The organism is Rhodococcus sp. PSBB066, assembly GCF_017068255.1.
In the GTDB taxonomy this organism is placed as follows: Bacteria; Actinomycetota; Actinomycetes; order Mycobacteriales; family Mycobacteriaceae; genus Rhodococcus; species Rhodococcus aetherivorans.
The window spans coordinates 411,281-426,931 of the sequence record NZ_CP070859.1 but is presented as its reverse complement, the minus strand read 5'-3'; the positions used below and the strand labels follow the sequence as shown (position 1 = coordinate 426,931).

12 protein-coding genes are annotated in these 15,651 nt (G+C 71.1%); 8 read left to right on the top strand and 4 right to left on the bottom strand.

What is annotated here, in order from left to right:
* Nucleotide 1 precedes the first annotated feature (1 nt).
* Nucleotides 2-1,378 carry an MFS transporter gene (locus JYA75_RS02065; protein WP_203329639.1) on the bottom strand — a complete coding sequence of 459 codons (1,377 nt, stop codon included), beginning with the start codon at nucleotides 1,376-1,378 and terminating at the stop codon, nucleotides 2-4.
* 352 nt (nucleotides 1,379-1,730) lie between these two features.
* On the opposite strand from JYA75_RS02065, the gene JYA75_RS02060 reads away from it, so the two are divergent.
* The 7 genes from JYA75_RS02060 (at nucleotide 1,731) to JYA75_RS02030 (ending at nucleotide 11,523) form a co-directional block, all read left to right on the top strand.
* Nucleotides 1,731-3,290 carry a hypothetical protein gene (locus JYA75_RS02060; protein ID WP_043799317.1) on the top strand — a complete coding sequence of 520 codons (1,560 nt, stop codon included), beginning with the start codon at nucleotides 1,731-1,733 and terminating at the stop codon, nucleotides 3,288-3,290.
* Nucleotides 3,291-3,507: 217 nt separating this feature from the next.
* Entirely contained in the window at nucleotides 3,508-4,194 is a 687-nt protein-coding gene (locus JYA75_RS02055) for a hypothetical protein (protein ID WP_043799319.1), read from the top strand.
* A gap of 44 nt (nucleotides 4,195-4,238) precedes the next feature.
* A complete protein-coding gene (locus JYA75_RS02050; RefSeq protein WP_168578972.1) occupies nucleotides 4,239-6,173 on the top strand; it encodes a histidine kinase in 1,935 nt (644 codons plus the stop codon).
* Complete coding sequence (locus tag JYA75_RS02045; protein ID WP_082120183.1) at nucleotides 6,158-6,820, top strand: response regulator transcription factor; 663 nt, start codon at nucleotides 6,158-6,160, stop codon at nucleotides 6,818-6,820. The genes JYA75_RS02050 and JYA75_RS02045 overlap by 16 nt, the downstream gene beginning before the upstream one ends.
* Before the next feature lie 148 nt (nucleotides 6,821-6,968).
* Nucleotides 6,969-8,183, top strand: coding sequence for an acetyl-CoA C-acetyltransferase (locus JYA75_RS02040; RefSeq protein WP_006947448.1), 1,215 nt, complete (start codon nucleotides 6,969-6,971; stop codon nucleotides 8,181-8,183).
* Nucleotides 8,184-8,211: 28 nt separating this feature from the next.
* The gene (locus JYA75_RS02035) at nucleotides 8,212-10,362 is read left to right on the top strand and encodes a 3-hydroxyacyl-CoA dehydrogenase NAD-binding domain-containing protein (RefSeq protein WP_029547131.1); all 2,151 of its coding nucleotides are present in this window, start codon (nucleotides 8,212-8,214) and stop codon (nucleotides 10,360-10,362) included.
* A 123-nt stretch (nucleotides 10,363-10,485) separates the two neighbouring features.
* Nucleotides 10,486-11,523, top strand: coding sequence for a type IV toxin-antitoxin system AbiEi family antitoxin domain-containing protein (locus JYA75_RS02030; protein WP_050036250.1), 1,038 nt, complete (start codon nucleotides 10,486-10,488; stop codon nucleotides 11,521-11,523).
* A 38-nt stretch (nucleotides 11,524-11,561) separates the two neighbouring features.
* Here the strand turns inward: JYA75_RS02030 and JYA75_RS02025 are convergent, their stop codons facing one another.
* Nucleotides 11,562-12,863, bottom strand: a complete 1,302-nt coding sequence (locus JYA75_RS02025; protein ID WP_203329638.1) for a class I SAM-dependent methyltransferase — start codon at nucleotides 12,861-12,863, stop codon at nucleotides 11,562-11,564.
* Entirely contained in the window at nucleotides 12,860-14,293 is a 1,434-nt protein-coding gene (locus JYA75_RS02020; RefSeq protein WP_203329637.1) for an FAD-binding oxidoreductase, read from the bottom strand. Before JYA75_RS02020 ends, JYA75_RS02025 begins: the two co-directional genes overlap by 4 nt.
* A gap of 137 nt (nucleotides 14,294-14,430) precedes the next feature.
* Between JYA75_RS02020 and JYA75_RS02015 the strand changes: the two genes are divergently transcribed.
* The gene (locus tag JYA75_RS02015; RefSeq protein ID WP_029547133.1) at nucleotides 14,431-14,865 is read left to right on the top strand and encodes an SRPBCC family protein; all 435 of its coding nucleotides are present in this window, start codon (nucleotides 14,431-14,433) and stop codon (nucleotides 14,863-14,865) included.
* Here JYA75_RS02015 and JYA75_RS02010 read toward each other — a convergent pair.
* Nucleotides 14,862-15,620, bottom strand: a complete 759-nt coding sequence (locus JYA75_RS02010; RefSeq protein ID WP_203329636.1) for an Rv3717 family N-acetylmuramoyl-L-alanine amidase — start codon at nucleotides 15,618-15,620, stop codon at nucleotides 14,862-14,864. The two genes, JYA75_RS02015 and JYA75_RS02010, sit on opposite strands and share 4 nt — an antisense overlap.
* Between the last annotated feature and the right edge of the window lie 31 nt (nucleotides 15,621-15,651).

Genomic DNA, 15,651 nt, shown 5'->3' with positions numbered 1-15,651 from the left:
TTCACACGCCTGCCAGTTCGGGGTCGCGGCCGAGGAAGGACGCGGCCAGCCCCGCTGCGACGACGACGGCGCACACGACGAACAGCACGGGGTACGACCACGAGTCCACCGCGATGGCCACCCACGCGGCGCCGACCGCCGATCCGCCGAAACGGATCAGGTTGAACAACCCCAGCCCGGTGCCCTGGGCTCCGGCGGGCGAGCGCGTCGACCCGGCCGCGGCCGGGGTCTGTACGAGCGCGCTGCCCACCCCGGTGACCGCGAGCACCGCGACGACCGCCCAGTGGTTCGTCGCCGCGGTCGCCAGGACGGCGGCCAGGGCCGACTGGGCGACGATCAGCACCGCCAGCCCCGCCCGCAGCACCCTCCGGGCGCCCAGCCTGTCGGTCGTGCGGCCCACGATCGGGGCCAGGACGACCATCACGGCGGGCAGCGCGAACAGGATCGTCCCGGCCAGGGCGGTGGACACCCCCGCGCCGGTCAGGTACAGCGGCACCGCGAGCAGGGTCGCACCGAGGCAGAACATCTGACCGAACGCCGCGATCGCGCTGCGGGCGAACCGCGGTTCGGCCACGAGGCGGACGTCGACGAACGGCACCTGCGTGCGCAGGCAGTGCAGCACGAACCACACGAGAACGACGGCCGCGCCCCCGATCAGCGCGAGGGCGGCGGGCAGCGCCACGCCGGGCTGCGGGACCAGCGTCAGCCCGAGCACCAGCACCGCCGCGCCGAGCGTCAACGCGGCCGCGCCTGGGCCGTCGAGGCGCATGCGCCGGCCCTCGAACGCGGGAATCCAGCGCAGGGTCCCCGCGAAGCCGATCAGCGCCACCGGCACGAGCGGGACGAACACCCAGCGCCACCCCCAGTGGTCGGCGATCAGGCCGCCCATCGACGGTCCGAGGGCCTGACCGGCACCGTTGACCGCCGCCCAGGCCCCGACGGCCCGCGCCCGCCGCTCGGGCCCGAACAACCACGCGATCAGGCCCATCACGGCGGGCGCGAACGCGGCGGCGGCGACACCGCCCAGCGAGCGCCACGCGACGAGCACCGCCAGGTTGGGGGCCGTCGCGGCGCCGGCCGAGCACACCGCCGTCGCCAGGAGCGCGCCGCAGTACACGCGCCGGCGGCCGAAGCGATCACCGATCCAGCCGGCCAGCGGCATCGACGCCGCGAACGTCAACAGGAAACCGGCGACGACGAGCACCCCGCTCTCGAGCGAGGTGCCGAAATCCGACAGGATCTCCGCCAACGGGACATTCACGACGTTGTTGCTGATCGTGCCGACCAGGGTTCCCGCCAGTAGGGCGGACAGCGCGAGCGGGGTTCCGGAATCGGCGTGCGCCGGGGCCGGAGTCGGCGCGGCAGTACGGGTGGTCATCTGTCTCCTGTGGCTCGCGAGCGATACGGCGGGGGCCGTGGCCTCACTGTCTCACCGCGCCCGGTACCGCCGCATCGGCGTCGAATTCGTAAACAGCACAGGCGGACGCGCCCGGAGTGTGCACCCTGCCCAAGGAATCGGGGTTCGCCCGGCGGAAACGGCGGAAGACACAAGTTCGTAGCAATTGTTCACGATCGCGCTACCGGAGGACACGGAAACGCAAAACAGGAACACACTGCACATCTACAGTTCGGGGCACTGTGCAAGGTTTGCGTTGACCAGGCATGAACGAGCGCGGAAAGTTCCACGAACACAGCCCCTCACTCGTTCTGCTCCTGACTTAGGACTCGAATTGGACGTACAACTCACAGCCGCCCACTGGGTCTACGTGGCCGGCATCGTCGTCATCCTGGCCACCATGGCCCTGCGGAAGAACATCGTGGTTCCCGCAGTCATCGGAACGTTCCTGACCGCCTTCGTGTTCTCCGGCAGCATCGTCACCGGACTGTCCTCGATCTTCAACGCCAGCCTCGTGGCCGCGAAGGAGCTGTTCAACATCTTCCTGATCATCGCGCTGGTGACCGCGATGCTCGGCGCGCTGCGGCAACTCGGCGCCGACCGGCTGATGGTCGCGCCGTTCCGCAGGGTCATGCGTACCGGCACCAGCAGCTTCGTCGTGCTGGCCGTCGTGACGTACGTGATCTCCCTGTTCTTCTGGCCCACCCCGGCGGTCCCGCTCGTCGGTGCCGTGCTGATCCCCGTCGCCATCCGGGCCGGCCTGTCGCCGCTGTCGGTCGGCATGGTCATCGCCATCTGTGGCCAGGGCATGGCCCTGTCGTCGGACTACATCATCAAGGTCGCACCGGGCATCTCCGCCACGGCGGCCGGTGCCGACGTCGACGCCGTGGCGGACAAGTCGCTCGTGCTGTCGCTCGTCGTCGGCGTGACCGCGCTGGCGATCACGTTCGTCGCGCAGCGCCGGACGTGGCGGGCGCCGTCGCCGGACCTGCTCGTCGAGTGGGAGGCCGAGGCCGACCGCGGCGCCGACGGCCCGGCCGGCGGCGGATCCGCCCCGAGCCGGCAGCCGGTGCAGCCCGAGCCCGTGGGCGGCGGCCCCGCCGGTGGCCCCGACGGTGCCGCGAGCACGGCGACGGCCGTGATCGTCGCCGAGCGCGACCCCGGCAGCTACGAACTCGCCGAGAGCAGGGGCACCGCGAAGGCGTTCGCGATGCTCGTTCCGCTCGCCTACCTCGCCTTCATCGTGTATCTGCTGCTGGGCAAGTTCACCCAGGTGGTGCCGCCCCTGCAGGGTGGGGACGCCGCGGCCATCGTCGGTGGAATCGCGGCGCTCATCCTGTTCGCGGCCGCCGCGTCCAACGACAGGGGCGGCTTCCTCGAGACCACCTCCGAGCACCTCGTCGACGGTCTGGTGTTCGCCTTCAAGGCGATGGGCGTCGTGCTGCCGATCGCCGGCTTCTTCCTCATCGGCAACCCCGACTTCTCCGGTGCCATCCTCGGCTACGCGGACGGCGAGACGGGTCCGGGAATCCTGTTCGATCTCGTCAACGCGGCACAGTCGCACCTGCCGCAGAACCCGTTCGTCACGTCGTTCGGCATCCTGCTCATCGGCGTGGTGGCCGGGCTGGACGGGTCCGGCTTCAGCGGTCTGCCGCTGACCGGTTCGCTGTCCGGCGCGCTGGGCCCGGCGGTCGGCATGGATCCGTCGACCCTCGCCGCGATCGGGCAGATGGGCAACATCTGGTCCGGCGGCGGGGTGATCGTCGCGTGGTCGTCGCTCGTCGCCGTGGCCGGATTCGCCCGCGTCCCCGTCCTCGACCTGGCCCGCAAGTGCTTCCTGCCGGTGATGGCGGGGCTCGTGCTCAGCACGCTGTTCGCCGTCCTCATCTACTGATTCGCCTGCAGCGCGGTCACTCTCGCGCGGAACGGTGCTTGTCGCGCGCGTCCTCACGCGCGCGGCAAGCACCGACGCGCGCGAGGACCGGTCCGGCATCCCGCCGGAGGAATCCCACCGGGACGGGACGGGTGTCCCTGGCGACCGGGACGCCGGGCGCAGCAGCCTCTCCGTCAGGCGCAGAGCGCGCCGGTACGACGGGAGGGACACCGAACCGATGAGCACAGTGAGCGTGACGGAGGACGGACGCACGGCCGCACGGCGCGCGTCGTCGAGCGCCTGGGCATGGTCGGGGGCCGTTGCCGGGCTCGCCGGGGTCGTCGCCATCCAGGCGAGCATGGGTATGGGCGCCGCCTACGACGAATCCACGGCCGGCAACGCGCCCGCGATCGCCGAGGCGTTCGCGGGCGAACGAACCCCACTGCTGGTGATGCACCTGTCGCTCATGGTGTCGACGGTGCTGCTGCTGATCTTCGCCGCCGGCCTGCAGCGCCGCCTGCGGATCGCCCTGCCCGAGGACAGCCTGCTGCCGTCGGTCGCGGCGTTCGGTCTGCTGCTCACGGCGACCGCCGGACTGCTCGGCGCCGGCCTGGACACCGAGCTGCTGTTCGGGCTGAGCGAGCCGGGACAGATGGTCGCCGAGTTCGCCGTCGTCGGCGCGCACTGGGTCGGCACGATCCCGTGGCTGTGGGTCGGCGCGGGGGTCAGCGGCCTGGCGGTGGCGGCCGCGTCGCTGCGCCACGGCGCGACGCCGCGGTGGCTGGGCTGGGCGAGCGTGGTGCTCGGCGGCCTGACCGCGCTGCTCGGGATCTCCCCGCTGCAATACATGGCCGGCTTCGTCGGTCCCGTGTGGGTGCTCGTCGCCGGCATCGGATTCGCCGTCTCCGACAGGGCGCGCCGATAGGCTGCCGCGCGACGGATCCGGCCGCGGGGCATACTCACCGCATCATGGCTGTTGCGGACGCATCCGAGACGGCGGCGGGCACCGGTGGCGCACCGGTGCCCGCCGCCGTCGTCGCCGTGCTCTCGGGGGGCCTGGCCGTCGCGGCCCTCGTGGTCTTCGCCACCGCCCGCCCGGACCTCGACTCCGATCAGCTGTTCTTCCTCGTCGACGCCGTGGGTGCCGCGGTGTACGGCACCGTCGCCGGCGTGGTGCTGGCGCGCCGGGTGCATCCGGTGCCGATCCTGCTGTCGCTCGCATCGATCGGCGTCGGGCTCTCGGCCCTGAGCTACGCCTGGACGAAGCTCGCGGAGGTGCGGCCCGGGCTGCCGTTCGCCGGGGTCCTCGCGCCGCTGCAGAGCACCGCGTGGATCCCCGGCACCCTGGCGTTGTTCCTGGTGGTGCCCTGGCTGGTCCGCGACACGCCGCTCGACCGGCGCGCCCGCCTCGGCGTGCTCGCCGGTGCCGTGGTCACCGCGTGGTTCTTCTGGGCCCGTACCTTCACCGGCACCGCCGTCGGCTGGCTCGTGCTGCCCGTCGTCACGCTCGGCCTGCTCGCCGCTGCGGACATCACCTACCGGTGGCGGTGCGGCCCGGTCTCCGATCGCATCGGCCTGGGCTGGCTCGCGCTCGGCACCGCCCTGATGGCGGTGTCCTACATCCCGCTGGCGGTGCCCGGCCTGCCGTGGATGCTCACGCCGCTGCTGCACCTGGCCACGCAGGCGTTCTACCCGGTCGCGATCCTCGTGGTGGTGCTGCGGCAACGGCTGTGGGGGCTCGACCTCGCGGTCGGCCGCGCCGCCGTCGCCGGCAGCCTCGTCGCGGTACTAGCCACCGGCTACCTCGCCGTGACCGCCACCGTCGCCCTGATCCTGCCGACGGACGGATCCGTCGTCGCCCAGGCCATCGCCGCGGTCGCGGTGGCCCTGGCCGTGCAACCGGTGCGGGCCTGGCTGACCCGGCGCGTGCACACCCTCGTCTACGGCGAGGGCGACGACCCGGCGAGCGCGGTGCGCCGGCTCGGCCGGCACTTCGCGGGGGCGCAGACGCCGCGGCGGCTGCTCGAGGACCTCGCCGCCGGAGTCGGTGTGGCGCTGCGCCTCGAGTCGGTGACGGTGCGCCGCGGCGACGAGGCGCTCGCCCGATGGGGCACCCCCACCGGGCCCACCGAGCAGGTCGTCCTGCGCGACGGCCGGCTCGAGGTGACCGCCCCGCCCGGTGAGACGCTGGGGCCCCGCAGCTTCCGCGCGCTCGGCGAACTCGCCTCCGTGGTGGAGGCCGGGCTCGTGGTGCTGCGGTCCTCGGAGGAGCTCGACGCGGCGCGCGACCGGCTCACCGAGGCCCGGCTCGCCGAGCGCCGCACGATCCGCCGGGAACTGCACGACGGGCTCGGTCCGTCCCTCGCCGGTATCCGGCTCGGGCTGCAGGGCGCCCGCAACCTCATCGACAGCGACTCCGCCGGCGCCGCTCCGCTGATCGACTCGCTGCTGCGCGAACTCGACCACCAGGTCGAGGGCGTGCGCGAGCTCTCCCGGGGGCTGCTGCCGCCCGTCCTGGACGAGCTGGGTCTTGCCGCCGCGCTGGAGGAGATGTCGGCGGTCCACTCGCGCAGTGGATTCCGCGTCGACGTGGACGCCGATGTGCCACCGGGCCGGGGCGGGGCGGTCGTCGCCGCGGCGTACGGGATCGCCGCCGAGGCGGTCACCAACGCGCGTCGGCACAGCGGTGCCGACGGGTGCCGGGTGCTCGTGCGGGCGGCGGCGGACCGGCTCACCCTCGAGGTACGCGACGCGGGCCGCGGGCTGGACCGGAACGCGCGACGGGGCGTGGGGACGCACAGCATGCGCGAACGCGCCGAGGACGTCGGCGGCACCGTCGAGATCGCCGCGGCGCAGCCGCACGGCACCGTCGTCACGGCGGACCTCCCGTGGGGCCCGTCGTGAACGCCCCCGCGGCGATCGCCGTCGCCGTCGTCGACGACCATCCGGTGTTCCGGCTCGGGCTCGTCGCGCTGCTGGGCAGCCTCGACGGCATCGAGGTGGTGGCCCAGGCCAGTTCGGTCGCCGAGGCGCTCGAGGTGATCACCGCGGACGTCGACGTCGTGCTCATGGACCTCGAACTCGGGGACGGCTCGGGCATCGAGGCGACCCGGCAGCTGCTCGGGCGGTTCCCCGAGCTGCGGGTGCTGGTGGTGACGATGCACGAGGACGAGGAGTCGCTCGTCGCCTCGGTGCGCGCCGGGGCGCGCGGCTACCTCGTCAAGGGTGCCGACCCGTCGGGTGTCGAGCGGGCGATCCGCGCCGTCGCGGACGGCGAGGTCATCGTCGGTGCCGCCGTCGCCGCCAAGGCCATCGGAGCGATGGCCGCCTCCCGCACCCTGGCGCCGGCGGTGTTCCCGGAACTCACCGATCGCGAACGCGAGGTGCTGGACCTGATGGCGCGCGGGCACGACAACGCGACCATCGCCCGCCGGCTGGTGCTGAGCCCGAAAACGGTGCGCAACCACGTGTCGAACGTGCTCGGCAAGCTCGGCGCGGCCGACCGGTCGACCGCGATCGTGCGGGCCCGCGAGGCCGGTCTCGGGGCGTGAACGTCCGCTCGGTTCGGTCACGGACTCCGCTCGGTTCGGTCCTTCAGTCCGGGGCGCCCCGGCTCCTAGGGTGAACGAGGTCGGGCGTGACGGCTGTCACGAGCCGCCGCCCCTCGCATCCGCAAAGCACGGGAAGGAACCCTGCACTGTGACCTCCGAGGCATTCATCTACGAAGCCATCCGAACTCCGCGCGGCCGCGGCAAGAAGACCGGGTCGCTGCATTCGGTCAAGCCGATCTCCCTGGTCACCGGCCTGATCGACGAACTGCGCGTGCGGTTCCCGGACCTGGACGAGAACCGCATCTCGGACCTGATCCTCGGCGTCGTCGGACCGGTGGGCGACCAGGGTGCCGACATCGCCCGCACCGCCGTCACCGCGGCGGGCATGCCCGACACCGTGGGCGGCGTGCAGATCAACCGCTTCTGCGCCTCCGGCCTCGAGGCCGTGAACATGGCCGCGCAGAAGGTCCGCTCCGGCTGGGACGAGCTCGTCGTCGCCGGTGGCGTCGAGTCGATGTCGCGGGTGCCGATGGGCTCGGACGGCGGCCCGTGGGCCCTCGACCCGGCCACCAACTACGACACCTACTTCGTGCCGCAGGGTGTGAGCGCCGACCTGATCGCCACCATGGAAGGCTTCAGCCGCGAGGACGTCGACGCGTACGCGCTGCGTTCGCAGCAGCTGGCCGCGGCGGCGTGGTCCGGCGGGTACTTCGCCAAGTCCGTGGTGCCGGTCAAGGACCAGAACGGCCTGACCGTCCTCGACCACGACGAACACATGCGTCCCGACACCACCCTCGCGGGCCTGGCCGGGTTGCAGCCGTCGTTCGCGATGGTCGGCGAGATGGGCGGTTTCGACGCCGTCGCGCTGCAGAAGTTCCACTTCGTCGAGAAGATCGACCACGTCCACCACGGCGGCAACAGCTCCGGCATCGTCGACGGCGCCGCGCTGGTGCTCGTCGGCTCCGAGCAGGCCGGCAAGGACATGGGCCTGACCCCGCGCGCCCGCATCGTCGCCACCGCCACCTCGGGTGCGGACTCGACGATCATGCTCACCGGCCCCACCCCGGCCGCGCACAAGGTCCTCGCCGCCGCCGGCCTGACCGTGGACGACATCGACCTGTTCGAGATCAACGAGGCGTTCGCGTCGGTCGTGCTCAAGTTCCAGAAGGACCTGAAGATCCCGGACGAGAAGCTCAACGTCAACGGCGGCGCCATCGCGATGGGGCACCCGCTCGGCGCCACCGGCGCCATGATCACGGGAACGATGGTCGACGAGCTCGAGCGCCGCGGTGCCCGCCGCGCCCTCGTCACCCTCTGCATCGGTGGCGGCATGGGCGTGGCCACGATCATCGAGCGTGTCTGAAACTTCGGAAGGGACTGGGGAATTCACAGTGACTGAGAACAACATGATCGGCTGGGAGCGCGACGCCGACGGCATCGTGGTGCTGACCCTCGACGACCCGAACCAGGGCGCGAACACCATGAACGAGCTCTACAAGGCGTCGATGAAGGCCACCGTCGACCGCCTGGTCGCCGAGAAGGACGACATCACCGGTGTCGTGATCACCTCCGCGAAGAAGACCTTCTTCGCCGGCGGCGACCTGAAGAACATGATCAAGGTCGGCCCCGAGGACGCGCAGCGGATCTTCGACGAGGTCGAGGGCATCAAGGCGGACCTGCGCCGGCTCGAAACCCTCGGCAAGCCCGTCGTCGCCGCGATCAACGGCGCGGCCCTCGGCGGCGGTCTCGAGATCGCCCTGGCCACCCACCACCGCATCGCGGCCGACGTCAAGGGTGTGCAGATCGGCCTGCCCGAGGCCAGCCTGGGCCTGCTGCCCGGCGGCGGCGGCGTCACCCGCACCGTGCGCATGCTCGGCATCCAGACCGCGCTGATGCAGGTGCTGCTGCAGGGCAACAAGTACAACCCGGTCAAGGCCAAGGAACTCGGCCTGATCGACGAGGTCGTCGGCTCGATCGACGAACTCGTCCCCGCCGCGAAGGCGTGGATCAAGGCCAATCCCGAAGGCGGCGTGCAGCCCTGGGACAAGAAGGGCTTCAAGATCCCCGGCGGCACCCCCGCGTCGCCGTCGTTCGCGGCGAACCTGCCGGCGTTCCCCGCGAACCTGCGCAAGCAGCTCAAGGGCGCCCCGATGCCCGCCCCGCGGGCCATCATGGCCGCCGCCGTCGAGGGCTCGCAGGTCGACTTCGACAACGCGTCGAAGATCGAGGGCCGCTACTTCACCGAGCTGGTCACCGGCCAGGTCGCCAAGAACATGATCCAGGCGTTCTTCTTCGACATGCAGGCCATCAACTCCGGGGCGTCGCGCCCCAAGCAGGCCGACGGCACGCCGTTCCCGAAGACCACCTTCCGGAAGGTCGCCGTGCTCGGCGCCGGCATGATGGGCGCGGGCATCGCCTACGTGTGCGCCAAGGCCGGTATGGACGTGATCCTCAAGGACGTCTCGATCGAGTCGGCGCAGAAGGGCAAGGCCTACTCGGAGGGCCTCGAGGCCAAGGCGCTCGCCCGCGGCAAGACCACGGAGGAGAAGTCCGCGGCGCTGCTCGCCCGCATCACGCCGACGGCCGACGCCGCCGACCTGGCCGGCGCGGACCTGGTCATCGAGGCCGTGTTCGAGAACACCGGCCTCAAGCACAAGGTGTTCCAGGAGATCGAGGACGTCGTCGCGCCGGACGCGGTGCTCGGGTCGAACACCTCGACCCTGCCGATCACCGGCCTCGCCGAGGGAGTGAAGCGCCAGGAGGACTTCATCGGCCTGCACTTCTTCTCCCCGGTCGACAAGATGCCGCTGCTCGAGATCATCGCGGGGGAGAAGACCTCCGACGCGACGCTGGCCAAGGCGTTCGATCTCGCCCAGCAGATCCGCAAGACCCCGATCGTCGTCAACGACTCGCGGGGATTCTTCACCTCCCGCGTCATCGGCACGTTCGTCAACGAGGCGATCCGCATGGTCGGCGAGGGCATCGAGCCGGCCACGATCGAGCAGGCCGGTTCGCAGGCCGGCTACCCGGCTCCGCCGCTGCAGCTGTCGGACGAGCTGAACCTGACGCTGATGCAGAAGATCCGCAAGGAGACCGAGGCTGCCGCCGAGGCGTCGGGTCTGAAGGTGCCGCAGGACGATTCGACCACCGTCGTCGACTTCCTCGTCGACGAGGGCCGCCCGGGCCGCGCCGGTGGCGGCGGCTTCTACGAGTACGCCGACGGCAAGCGCACCCGCATCTGGCCGGGCCTGCGCGAGAAGTTCAGCAGCGCGCCCACCGACATCCCGATCCAGGACCTGATCGAGCGGATGCTGTTCATCGAGGCCATCGAGACCCAGAAGTGCTTCGACGAGGGCGTGCTGCGTACCACCGCCGACGCCAACATCGGCTCGATCCTCGGCATCGGCTTCCCGGCCTGGACCGGTGGCGTCGCGCAGTACATCGCCGGCTACCCGGGCGGTAAGGAGGGCTTCGTCAAGCGCGCCGAGGAACTCGCCGCCAAGTACGGCGAGCGCTTCACCCCGCCGGCGTCCCTGCGCTGACGCGCCCGTGCGTGGTTTTGGTAGCAATCGCTGCCAGAACCACACACGAGTTGTCCACAGGCAAGGGCTCCCGACCACGGTCGGGAGCCCTTGCCCGTCGCCGGGTCGGCCATCATCGACGGCATGGGGGACGACTTCGGGAAGAGCGAGATTCAGAAGCTGGTCGACGATCGGGCCGGCCTGGTCACACAGGCGGAGCTGACTGCGCTGGGGGTGGGCCGTGGAGCGGTCCGGCATCTGCTCGATACGGGACGGTGGCAACGTGTCCTGCAGGGCGTGTGTGCCGTCAGCAGCGGACCGTTGACGCGGACCATGGTGCTCCAGGCGGCCCTGCTGTATGGGGGCGGAGCGGCGATGCTCAGTCACCGGACCGCGGCGGAGGTGTGGGGCATGCTTCCGGTCGACGACACCGCACCGGTTCACCTCACCGTTCCCGTGGGGAAGTCTGCGCTGCCGCAGCGAGCCACGGTGCGGGCACCAGGACGGAAAGCGAAGCTGCCGGTGTCGAAGCCGACTGCCGTTCTCCATCCGGGGGTAGTCGTGCACCGGTCACGGGCACACGCACACATCGGCGTCGATCGGTACTTGCCGCGCACGACCAAGGTCGACACCGCACTGGATCTGGCCACCGCGCAACCGTCGCCGCGGGAGGCGTACCTGTCGCTGATCGCCACCGTGACGAACGCCGGCATCCGACTGGCCGATGTGCGTCTGCGACTCGAGGAACGACCGCCGTATCGGTATCGGAGTTCGCTGGCAGAGGCGGTGACGTTGCTCGCAGACGGGGTGCAGTCCGTGCTCGAGTACCACTACGCGATCGACGTCGAGCGTGCACACGCTCTGCCCGTGGCGCGCCGGCAGAGTCCGGTCGTCGTGGACGGCAGGACCCTGTACGAGGACTGCACGTACGACGGCGCCGGATGCCCGCTCACGGTGCGGTTGGACGGCAGGTGGGTCCATTCGATGCGCGAAGTCGCCTTCCGTGACCGGCGCCGCGACAACGCCGCCGAGCTGGCCGGCCGGTCGCGACTGGTTTTCGGATATCGGGAGGTGGCGTCGTCGCCGTGCGACGTCGCGCGGGAGGTCGAGACGGTACTGACCCGGCTGGGCTGGGTCCGGGACGAGCCGAACCCCTGCAGCTGCCGTGCGCGGTTCTGGTAGCGGGCACTACCAGAACCACGCACGGGCGGCGGAGCCGCCTAGGCCACCCACCAAGGGCGCAGCGGGACGTTCGGCTCCTGGTCCGGGCCCAGCTTGACGGCCAGGACGTGGTGCAGCTGAACGACGTTGCGTTCGAAGCCGAGGCGGGAACCGGCCATGTACAGGCCCCAGACGCGGGCGGTGCCCTCGCCGACCTCGGCGACGCAGGCGTCCCAGTCGGCGACGAGGTTCTCGCACCAGCCCTTCAGGGTCAGCGCGTAGTGCTGGCGCAGATTCTCCTCGTGCAGCACCTCGAAGCCCACGTCCTGGACCTCGGTGATGATGCGGCCCGAGCCGGTGAGCTCGCCGTCGGGGAAGACGTACCGGTCGATGAAGCCCCCGGCCTTCACGGGACCGCGGTTGACCGGGCGGGTGATGCAGTGGTTCAGCAGCAGCCCACCCTCGCGCAGCTTCTCGTGCAGCCGCCGGAAGTACGCCGGGTAGTTCTGCACGCCGATGTGCTCGGTCAGCCCGATCGACGAGATCGCGTCGAAGCCGGTCTCGGGCACGTCGCGGTAGTCGGAGAAGCGGACCTCGGCGAGGTCGGTGAGTCCCTCCTCGACGATGGCCTTCTGCGCCCACTCGGCCTGCTCACGCGACAGGGTGACGCCGAGCGCCTTGACGCCGCGCCGCGCCGCGTACCGGACCATCCCGCCCCAGCCGCAGCCGATGTCGAGAAGCCGGTCCCCGGGCTGCAGCCGCAGCTTCTCGAAGACGAGGCGATACTTGTTCTCCTGCGCGTCCTCGAGGCTCTGCGTCTCCGAGTCGAACAGGGCGCACGTGTACGTCATGGAGGGCCCGAGGACGCGCTCGTAGAACGCGTTGGAGACGTCGTAGTGGTGGTGGATCACCTCGGCGTCGCGGCTGCGCGAGTGCCGCAGGCCCTCGGCGAACCGGCGCCAGCGCGGCAGGTGCTCCTGCGGGGGCGGCGCGATGGGCTTGAGCGTCTCCAACCCCAGCGAGCGTGCGATCTGAGCGAGCGTCATCGCCGGCGGGCGCTGGAAGTGCAGGTCGCCCAGGGCCTTCAGGAGCTCGTACGGGTTGCCGGGGTGGACGCCCTCGGCCTCGAGGTCGCCGGAGACGTAGGCGCGTGCCATGCCGAGGTCGCCGGGGGCCGTCGCCAGGTAGGTCGTGCCGCGCGTCGAGGTCAACCGCAGGCCGTACGGGGCGTCCGTGGGGCCGGCGCTGGAGCCGTCGTACGCGGTGAACCGCACCGGCAGCTCGCCGCCGGTCACGGTCTCGAGGATCTGGGCGAGGGTGAGCCGGCCGTCGTTCGTGCGTGGTTCTCGCAACGTGGTCATCTGTTGTGCACCGCCTTCGAGAAGAGGTCCAGCAAACGGGATTCGGGATCGTACCGCTTCTTCAGGGCGGGATAGTCCCCGCCGCCGTAGTAGAGCTGCTCGAACTCCGCGCGTGAATAATACGAGTCGGAGTACAGCGATTTGTGCCCGTCGAGCTCGGCGACCTTGTGTTCGATGCGACGGTTGGCCGCGCCTTCGATCTCTCCGGGAACGGTCGGCACCGACGACCAGAAGCCGATGTTGACGTAGGTGCACTTCGGCTCGAGCGGGTACAGGGGCCACGGGCGCTGGACATCGCCCACTGCGGGTCCGTTCTCGCGTAACCGCAAGGGGCACAACCATACCGGATCGATCGGTATCTCGTCGAGGAACCAGCGCAGGAACTCCGCGGTCCGCTCGATCGGCACCTCGATGTCCTGCACGACGCGTTCGCGCGGCAGGTTGCCCTTGCGCCGCTCGATGCGGTCGGCGATGCCGTAGCGGTGGTCGAGGGCGATCAGCTTCCAGTAGAAGCTGCTGCGGAGCAGGTGCTTCGGCCACAGCCGCCGGATCCGGGGGTTCTGGGCGCCGAAGGCGCGCGAGCACCAGAACCAGTCGGTGTCCCACCGCCACAGGTAGTCCCGGATGGTGAGACGGTCGGTCCTGGGATGGTTGACGGACGCGTGCTGGATGGAGCGGTAGTAGATGTGCTCGCCGGTGTAGTCGCTGACCGGGCCGGGTGCGTCGGTCTGCGTGCCGACGGTCAGGTAGGACTCGGTCGCGGAGAACATCACTCCGTCGAGATAGTCGACCGGCACCCCGGCGTGCACCCGTTCGGTGGCGATGCGGTCGAGGGCGGACTGCATCTCGTCGAGCGAGTCGAACCGCAGGTGCCGCAGCGCCACGTACGGTTTCACCGGCTCGAGCTCGATGCGCAGGCGCGTCGCGTATCCGAGGGTGCCGTAGGAATTGGGGAAGCCGTGGAACAGATCCGCGTGCTCGCCGTCGGGAGTGGCGGTGACGATCTCGCCGGCCCCGGTGAGAATGTCCATCTCGAGCACCGACTCGTGCGGCAGGCCGTTGCGGAAGGAGGTCGACTCGATGCCGAGCCCGGTGACCGCCCCGCCGAGGGTGATCGTCTTCAGCTGCGGCACCACGAGGGGCGCGAGGCCGTGGGGGAGCGTCGCGTCGACCAGATCCTCGTAGGTACACATGCCGGCGACGTCGGCGGTGCGCGCGGCGGGGTCGACGGAGACGACCCCGCCGAGGCCGGACACGTCGAGGCCCGGCGCGTCCACCCGGGCCCGGGCCCGGAACAGGTTGGAGGTCTTCTTGGCCAGGCGCACAGGGGCGTCGGCTGGGATGGCGCGGTAGGAGCGCAACAGGCGCTCGACACCGGCCCGGTGGGCGGATTCTCCGCTCGGGGCTACGACTGACTTCGGCTTCTGCATACGACTCCCTGGGGCGACGCGCCGGTGGCGATCTTCACAATAGCCCCGCGGGCCCGGCCGGGCGCGACGATGAAGCAGGCAGGATGGGACTCGGTGACGGCCGCGACGTGAGCGGCCCACGAGACACAGGAGGAACAGTGGGACAGGTAAGCGCCAGCAGTTCGATTCAGCTCGCCGCAGCGCCGGAGCGGGTGCTCGAGGCCCTCGCGGACTACGAGTCGGTGCGTCCGCGCATCCTCACCGAGCAGTACCGCGACTACCGGGTGCTCTCGGGTGGCCGCGGCGACGGCACGGTCGTGCACTGGATCCTGCAGGCGACGAAGAAGCGGGCCCGCGACGTCGAGGCGCGAGTGGCGGTGTCGGGTAGCACGATCACCGAGCGGGACGCGAACTCGTCCCTGGTGACCACGTGGAGCGTGGTGCCCAACGGCACCGGTTCGACCGTGGTGACGTTGACTGAGTGGAAGGGCGCGGGTGGCATCGGCGGCTTCTTCGAGAAGACCTTCGCCCCGCTCGGGCTGCGCAAGATCCAGGAGCAGGTGCTGGCGAACCTGAAGCGCGAGCTGGACTAGAGAGCCTCGGCCGGTTCGCCGGCGAACGCGACGATCCCGGCGACGACGGCGGTGGCGTAGCGCTGCCGCCCTTCGGGGCCGGTCATCGTCGCGGCGTCCGCCGCGTTGCGCATGTTGCCGAACTCGACCAGCACGGACGGCCGTCGGGCCAGGTTGAGCCCGGCCAGGTCGTCGCGGCCGAGCAGGCCGTCGGTGCCGAGGTAGGTGGACGGGGACAGGCCCGCATCGACGAGGGCGTCGCGCACGGCGGTGGCGAGGGCGACGGACGGGCCGGCCTGCACCTCGTTGAGCGGGGGCGCCGAGAAGTTGACGTGGAAGCCGTGGCCGTCGGCCGGCCCGCCGTCGGCGTGCAGGCTGACCACGACGTCCGCGCCGGAGGCGTTGGCCTCCTCGGCGCGACGGTCCACGCAGGCGGCGACGGACGTGTCGTCGGGCCGGCTGAGCAGCACGTGCGCGCCGAGCCGCTCGAGTTCGGCGCGCACGAGCGTGGCCACGTCCCAGTTGAAGGTGTGCTCCGCGTAGCCGGAGTCGGTGCTGGTGCCGGTGGTCTGGCAGTTCTTGGTGCCGCCGCGACCGGTGGGCACCTGGGTGGCGATGCTCGCGTCGTTGGCGCCGTTGTGGCCGGGATCGAGGAAGACGGTGCGACCGGCCAGCGGCAGGTCCTGGTTCGCGGTCGCGGGCAGTCCCGGCAGGGACAGGGCCAGCACGCAGGTGGCGGCGACGGTGATCCGGCGGGACAGTCCACGCACGCGCATGCCGTCACGGTACCGGGGACGGACTACCCTG

Coding starts and splice junctions, on each gene's coding strand:
- JYA75_RS02050 (WP_168578972.1), top strand. CDS start 4,239: ATGGCTGTTGCGGACGCATCCGAGACGGCGGCGGGCACCGGTGGCGCA.
- JYA75_RS02020 (WP_203329637.1), bottom strand. CDS start 14,293: ATGCAGAAGCCGAAGTCAGTCGTAGCCCCGAGCGGAGAATCCGCCCAC.
- JYA75_RS02025 (WP_203329638.1), bottom strand. CDS start 12,863: ATGACCACGTTGCGAGAACCACGCACGAACGACGGCCGGCTCACCCTC.
- JYA75_RS02010 (WP_203329636.1), bottom strand. CDS start 15,620: ATGCGCGTGCGTGGACTGTCCCGCCGGATCACCGTCGCCGCCACCTGC.
- JYA75_RS02065 (WP_203329639.1), bottom strand. CDS start 1,378: ATGACCACCCGTACTGCCGCGCCGACTCCGGCCCCGGCGCACGCCGAT.
- JYA75_RS02055 (WP_043799319.1), top strand. CDS start 3,508: ATGAGCACAGTGAGCGTGACGGAGGACGGACGCACGGCCGCACGGCGC.
- JYA75_RS02030 (WP_050036250.1), top strand. CDS start 10,486: ATGGGGGACGACTTCGGGAAGAGCGAGATTCAGAAGCTGGTCGACGAT.